Source organism: Ignavibacteria bacterium (assembly GCA_016707005.1).
Classification (GTDB): domain Bacteria; phylum Bacteroidota; class Ignavibacteria; order Kapaibacteriales; family Kapaibacteriaceae; genus UBA10438.
The window spans coordinates 1,431,094-1,437,541 of sequence record JADJIQ010000005.1 but is presented as its reverse complement, the minus strand read 5'-3'; the positions used below and the strand labels follow the sequence as shown (position 1 = coordinate 1,437,541).

Here is a 6,448-nt window from a genome sequence, read left to right as displayed (position 1 = left end):
ACAGCAATGTAGGCGGCGAGATCTCGCTATCCCCACGTGACAAGCAATCCGCCCTATTCGGCGTGATCGCCACGTCATAGACCACATCATCCACACCAAGTGCAGAGGCAAGGGCGTTCCTGGCGGTGCGTCTGTTGACAGCACCCAGATACCATCATGATCTTCGCTACATCCTCAAGTTCTGCTTGGGAGCAGACTATCCTTCCGACGTAACCCCGCGAAGAGGTCGAGATTCAATGATGAAGTCGGCCGTAGGAACCTTTGCCCCCACCAGTGCAACCGGCACCGTTTGTCCGGCAGCAACATTTGGGGCGCCGCAGACGATCGTCCGCGCCGTGCCATCACCCACATCCACCGTACAGACCGACAGTTTATCCGCCTTTGGGTGTTTCTCTTTTGTGAGCACGTGGCCTACGACAAAACCACACACGGAGCGTGGCTGCCATGGCTCCCGAATGTCTTCCACTTCCAGACCCGTGTCAGTCAGGACAGACGAAACCCTTTCCGCTCACGTTGCAGGGTCCAGCGTAACGAATTCTTCAAGCCAACGTTGCGATATCTTCTATCTAACCAAGATTCTCCTAAGACAAGGCGAGCAAAGATATATCTGTCAAGGGGCTAGGCGTGTCCGTAGTTATGCACAATGAATAGCGAATAGCGAATAGCGAATAGCGAATAGCGAATAGCGAATAGCGAATAGCGAATAGCGAATGTCATAACTGTCATAACGTCATAACTGTCATAACCTCTTGCTACCACATCGGGATTGCGTACGTAAGTCCAAATGCCGTGCTTTCCCAGGCAGGGATGATCACAACGGAGACCGATCCGAGGTGGGTATCCACCACGATTCTTGGTGAGAGAACGGGGGTAAGGACTGGCCCGGATTGAGCTTGAGCAGCCAGGAGGCCGCCAAAGAGTCCGATCTTGAGGAATTTTGAGGCAAAAGAACTTGGGTGCAATCTGTGAAGAGAATGCCCCCCACCGGCATAGACTTCCCGCCAAGTCCGACATGGAATATTGGTAGCCCCGCCTCAACAACAAACCACGGGTTTCGGTCCGACGAGAGGCGGTATTGGTGAACAGAAGGTTCAAGCACCATTGTAGGTGTCCGGCTCGAACGGATGAATGGAGCCGATACTTGCTCCAACGAACCACTGCTTGCGATGTCCGCCGGGGCGCAGGGGATCGATCATGGCTGAGTCAAAGGGGCTAAATCCAACGCCCAATCGGCACCACGTTTGAGGTCCGGCAAACAGCTCTCCAGTTTCTTTACAGGGGGCTCATTTTCCACCATGGGCCGTGTGGACTCTATATGATCGTACCCTCGCGCCGAGGTGCAGACTCCATTGGTCAGTAAGCTTGTAGGAGAGACTGCCTAGCGCCATACGTCCAGGTTGGATTAGCATAGGAGACCACAACAGTATCAAACTCATAATCGAGCTCGCTGCGTCGGTGATTGATGTTTGCACCACCGATCGTTCCCAGGATAGAAAGGCGCGTACGGTCAACGCGGTAAATGTCCAGCCTAGGTATCCCCGTTAATGTTGTCAACGTTGACGCCCCATCCACCTCTTCAAACACCCATCCCACTTGTGCCCGTAGTTTGACTCCACACGCGTGGGTATGGCAAGAAGTGATGCAATACGGAACCCAACAGTTGGACCATTCAAAGCTCCAATACACTTCACTTCCCAGTTGTGCTTGAGGGACTCGTTTGTGGTCTTGCTCCGCCCCCTATCACAAGTGTTGGTTGTGCATAGATGGCAGTTGAACTAACAAGCAGTAGTATTGAGCAGAGGGGCTTTGCATGCTTCATGGTGATTTCCGACGCAATCTCGTCACAATGCTTGTATTGGCATGTGCAGTTTCTGCATGTGGTCCACTCGCAACCGGGCCCCTCGAAACCGGAGGTTATGCCGACCGCGCGGAACTCCAAACCTATGCCGAGACCATTCGGGGCTATCCCGTGACGGGCGATGAACCCATTTGATGCGCTTATCGTTGTATCGAATCAGCAACGATCGAGTGACGGAGCTCCATTCAGTTGGGTTTCCGTTGGAGTTGTTGATGACAAAGGATTTGTACAGCCCGTTCCATCACGCATCAGGAACATGAACCTGGCAGCCATACCTCGGGGTGGGAAGGCACCGTGAATTTTGTTGGGTTGATCAATATCATCACACCGATGAATTCACTCCTCGTGTGGTGGGGTGCAGACACCGTGGAACTGCCATGGAGTCAGATCCTGGAGTCGGATATTGGAAACATTGAACCCATCGTCATCCAATCGCCCGACACAAGCCGTCCACTCAGTCTCGCTATGTCGGGTAGGAAGGTAGACAGCGTAGAGCTGTTTTCTATAGACATCCTCAATGACCGCGACATATCCCCCATCCGCTATGCTTCACTCCACCCCGATACCGACCTTCATCTTCTCCAACGAGAATTTTCCCGACGTACTCCCACTAAGAACCCATATCGTGCTAGCACGATCCTACTATCGGGTGATCGTTGCGTCGAACGGCAAACGTATAGGCGTGCTTCAGGATATCGATCATACGTTTACGATCGAGTGGTAAACGCCGATAATTCGAATTTTCTTCGTATACTTGTAATCCTCATCGCGGGGTGGAGCAATTGGTAGCTCGTCGGGCTCATAACCCGAAGGTTGTAGGTTCAAGTCCTGCCCCCGCTACACAGTCCTCGTAAGCACTTTACTTATATAATGCTTACGAGGATTTTTGTTTTATACAGCTGTGACCAAAAGCTAAAAAGTCAAGTATTGCCTGTTAAGACTTGTAAATCACAAGTCAAGCCTCCCAGGATGATCGGGACTCCCAGGACCCTATAGCTAATCCCCTGATCCCTACCACCGTTTGTTGGTCCACTTGTAATGTTAATCACTAAGCGGTGAACCTAGAAGTGGTTCATCGAAGAGGTTCGGATCCCTGTGGGCGATTCCCGAAGCCACCAAACGATCATTTCAGCTTGTGGTGTTCAGGGGGAGCAGGTCAGATGACCTGCTCCCTAAGAGTTATACCGATAGATCTTTTGGTACTGTGGTCGAAGGATACGCGATGTGGGCCGAAAACACCAAACGTCCGCAGGTCAGGCTCAGGTATCATCCACTGCAATCGAATCAATTCAACCAACCATTTTTTTAGGTTCGCAGCTTAATGACTAACATCACAAGTGGACCAACAAGCGGAACACGCGATGAGCTCTGGCAAGAATTCAGGTGGGCATTCCAAGAGGGCTGACAGAAGTCATGGTTGATCTCGTCCTTTCTCCACCATTTCGTACAAGTGTTATCTATGAAGGTGCATCATGTCACGATCGATCTCAGCCCATAAGCTACGCAGACGAATTCAGGACCTACAGCCTGGAAGGTCTAACAACAGGGCTGACATTTGGTACTCCACTCAAAAGGAAAACTGGCTTGGTTGGCTAAAGCACTACCACTCCCCCGGTGGGTATGACCGCAAGGTCACGAGCGGACGTGACGCATGATACGCCTACAATCACAACATGAACCCCGAGATGCTGCTCTACCTCGTTCGCCAATCAGGGGTCAGCAAGCGTCTTCTCGCACAGGCAGTGCGCGAGGCACGTGGCCTCACACTATTGCCAAAACAGGTGGCAGCTATCCGACTTATCGTTCCGTGGGATCTGGTGGCTGAGAAGCTATGGCCAGCAAAGAAGAGTTCTTGAGCGATCTTTCAACTAATAATCTTTACTACATTCAACCGCCCCAAGGGAAGACTCGATGAGACCGCTGAACGTGTTCGGTTTCGGGCGGAAGATCCTGCTGACATCATAGCCGTTCAAGGATGCAGAAGATTAGATCGTAACGACTCCGTGAGTGCATGGAACAGTCTCAGCGGCATTAAGGGCGTAGGCATTGCGTTTCGCGCCGACTGATCAGTAAGCAACGGACCGACATCATCATCATACTCAGCACGCACATTCCGGAGTGGACCGGACAATCCATGCAGAGCGACCACTGGATTCCGCGTCGTGTTCACATTGCAAAATGGCGATCTACATTATTATCTAAAGCCAGTATTCTTCGCTATTTACGACCGCGAGCGCTCGCCGCCCTCTATGGCCACTTTGCCGCGAATCAGGTGATCAGAGTACGCTGAATTTCCAGTAGGCTATCAGATGTGCCAACGATAGCGACTCATTTTGTTTCCATTTGCAAGCGAATGCTAAGGCTTTTGGAGGCAGCCTCAGCTAACTCGATTAGCTCCCTTATTGGACGCTTCCAAACTCCATAACCCTTGGTTCCAACGTAGACATTATTCATAAGAGTAGAAATGGTGTTCACCCTTGTTTTGCCTAATCCCTCCGAGAAGTCTACCCATGTTTCACCTTCATCGGCTGATGCGTAAAATCCTTCCCGTGTGCTAGCGATGATATATGAGCCATTCACATGAATTGCATCTATATAGCCACTTGAAAGAACGTGGCGCCAAGTTTGCCCGTTATCCAACGATTTAAAGAGACCGTGATCCCACGTTCCAATAAAGAGACACTTTGCGCTTGACGCGATAGATATAACGTGGTGTTTATCAGACCCTGTAGGGACCTTTATCCAATCAACTCGGTTCCTTTGCAAGCAATACAAATCACCATCGGCGGCATACAAAGTGTTCGCATGATTGTACAAACACTCTACTCTTGAAAGAGGAGTACCAACTTGTTCGGTCCACGTTCGACCTTTGTCCACTGACAGAAAGACACCGTTCTCAGTTCCTGCAAAAAGTCGCTTATCAAGACCAGCAAGACACAGTACGCCTGGTCTCGCCTTATTTGCCTTCACTATCATTGAGGTGTCCCAAGACGCTCCGTTGTCTTCAGATGCAAGAATCTCACTACCGGAGGCTCCAAGAAGCACTTTATCAATCAGAGCAATGCTTGAAATCCCTTTTGGCAATTGAGTCAAATGCCAGGAAGTGCCGCTATCGGATGAGGAATAGACGCCACTGCCAGTTTGTCCGAATAGAATGGAATCCCTTGTAAAGAGCTGTACCACATCCGTATTCAGAAGTCCAGTAGAAGAAAGATGCCAAGTAAAGTCAATGCCCTTTGAAACATAGACTCCGTCCTCTGTTGCAGCCAGTCGCAAGGTTCGTTGTTCAAGGACACTGTTGATTCTTGACCTGATCGTAGACTCTTCAGGAATCCACGTGCTCCCCTCGTTGGTCGAGCGCAGCAAGCCTGTGCCAAGATCACAATGGAGGTCTCCGTTTAAGTGATACAACCGCCTAGCCCTCTGGCCTTCAATATCCGTTTCCAACTTTCTTTACCTGCAGAACGGCTATAGACCTCAGAAAATGTGTGTGCTACGATTAGCGAAGTATCAACCGCCTGATAAGAAAAGACGGTTTCATTGCCTAATGATACACGTTCCGCCGCATTGAGAGTCCAATACCCTCCATCATCGGACGCTTGGAACACGCCATGTTCTGTCAAAGCAAACAGAGCACTACCTAGTCTAGCGAACGATTTTACCGTGGTACCAATGTACTCATTGGATGGCAGGCCTTTACTGCTATTGACCCACGTCTGACCATCATCGAGCGACTTAAGTATTCCACCCATATCAAGAGCCGCAAGTATGAATCTGTCAGTAGCATAGAGGTCAAGTACACGATGGTCCTTAGATATCACAACTTCTGACCACGTCGATCCGAGATCAGTCGAACGCATACCAGTTGAAGTGAGCAACACTGAACCGACTGCTACAATCGCATTAACATCATATCTTTGGCCTGTAGTGTTGACTGGACTCCATAAGTCTCCGCAGTCACGACTGATAAAGACACCTCCGGCAGTCCCACCGGCTAGCACAAGACTGTCCTGCCAATATAGGGCATAGACAGGACCACCGTAGGGACCAGACGTGGCCTTCCATTGACAATGAAGAAGTGGCGCCAACGCTGAGGTTAGAGTTATGACACTGAGAATGGTCAATGTGAAGTACATCATCACCTTCGCTAGTCTGAATGTTTGCGTAGAACGTTGGTAGAACTCTGCCACGAACGCACGATCAATTGCATCTGACCCGCCCCCGCTTGTTGGTCCACTGGTAATGTTAGACATTAAGCAGCGGACCAACAAGTGGTTGGTTGAATCGATTCGGTTGCCGGTGTGCGATACCCAAGACAGGTGTGCTGACATTTAATGGTTGAAACACCTCTGTGGAGCACGTTACATCTGCGACTACTCATCAGACTGGAGACTCCACTCACGTTGACCACCTCATTCCGCATGCAAGTGCCCACCGGACAGCGTAGATTGCGATCTTCTAAGCGCAATGCTAGTATGCCGTTGCCTCTACGTTGCGGAGCGATATCAAGTGGTCTCCCTTGTGAGGATTTGGGTGGCCACGTACCGCGGAATCTCCAAACGGCCCTGTTCACACATGCTGATTCATCGT

Annotated in this window: 9 protein-coding genes and 1 tRNA gene; 5 read left to right on the top strand and 5 right to left on the bottom strand. The window is 50.5% G+C overall.

The window, feature by feature from the left end; all coding sequences use genetic code 11:
* Positions 1-196: 196 nt before the first annotated feature.
* From IPI29_14490 to IPI29_14480, 3 genes are all read right to left on the bottom strand, one after another.
* Positions 197-406 carry a hypothetical protein gene (locus IPI29_14490; protein MBK7413753.1) on the bottom strand — a complete coding sequence of 70 codons (210 nt, stop codon included), beginning with the start codon at positions 404-406 and terminating at the stop codon, positions 197-199.
* 346 nt (positions 407-752) lie between these two features.
* Positions 753-962, bottom strand: a complete 210-nt coding sequence (locus IPI29_14485; protein MBK7413752.1) for a hypothetical protein — start codon at positions 960-962, stop codon at positions 753-755.
* A 391-nt stretch (positions 963-1,353) separates the two neighbouring features.
* Complete coding sequence (locus tag IPI29_14480; protein MBK7413751.1) at positions 1,354-1,593, bottom strand: hypothetical protein; 240 nt, start codon at positions 1,591-1,593, stop codon at positions 1,354-1,356.
* A gap of 386 nt (positions 1,594-1,979) precedes the next feature.
* Here IPI29_14480 and IPI29_14475 point away from each other — a divergent pair, with 386 nt between their 5' ends.
* From IPI29_14475 to IPI29_14455, 5 genes are all read left to right on the top strand, one after another.
* The gene (locus IPI29_14475) at positions 1,980-2,156 is read left to right on the top strand and encodes a hypothetical protein (protein MBK7413750.1); all 177 of its coding nucleotides are present in this window, start codon (positions 1,980-1,982) and stop codon (positions 2,154-2,156) included.
* A gap of 246 nt (positions 2,157-2,402) precedes the next feature.
* Positions 2,403-2,582, top strand: coding sequence for a hypothetical protein (locus IPI29_14470; protein ID MBK7413749.1), 180 nt, complete (start codon positions 2,403-2,405; stop codon positions 2,580-2,582).
* Between the two features lie 43 nt (positions 2,583-2,625).
* A tRNA-Met gene (locus IPI29_14465) sits at positions 2,626-2,698 on the top strand.
* A gap of 632 nt (positions 2,699-3,330) precedes the next feature.
* Positions 3,331-3,513 carry a hypothetical protein gene (locus tag IPI29_14460; GenBank protein ID MBK7413748.1) on the top strand — a complete coding sequence of 61 codons (183 nt, stop codon included), beginning with the start codon at positions 3,331-3,333 and terminating at the stop codon, positions 3,511-3,513.
* 30 nt (positions 3,514-3,543) lie between these two features.
* A complete protein-coding gene (locus IPI29_14455; protein MBK7413747.1) occupies positions 3,544-3,714 on the top strand; it encodes a hypothetical protein in 171 nt (56 codons plus the stop codon).
* A gap of 472 nt (positions 3,715-4,186) precedes the next feature.
* On the opposite strand, the gene IPI29_14450 is transcribed toward IPI29_14455, so the two are convergent.
* On the bottom strand, positions 4,187-5,224 hold the full coding sequence (locus IPI29_14450) for a hypothetical protein (GenBank protein ID MBK7413746.1): 1,038 nt from the start codon (positions 5,222-5,224) through the stop codon (positions 4,187-4,189).
* Between the two features lie 32 nt (positions 5,225-5,256).
* Positions 5,257-6,111, bottom strand: a complete 855-nt coding sequence (locus tag IPI29_14445) for a hypothetical protein (GenBank protein MBK7413745.1) — start codon at positions 6,109-6,111, stop codon at positions 5,257-5,259.
* Positions 6,112-6,448: the final 337 nt, after the last annotated feature.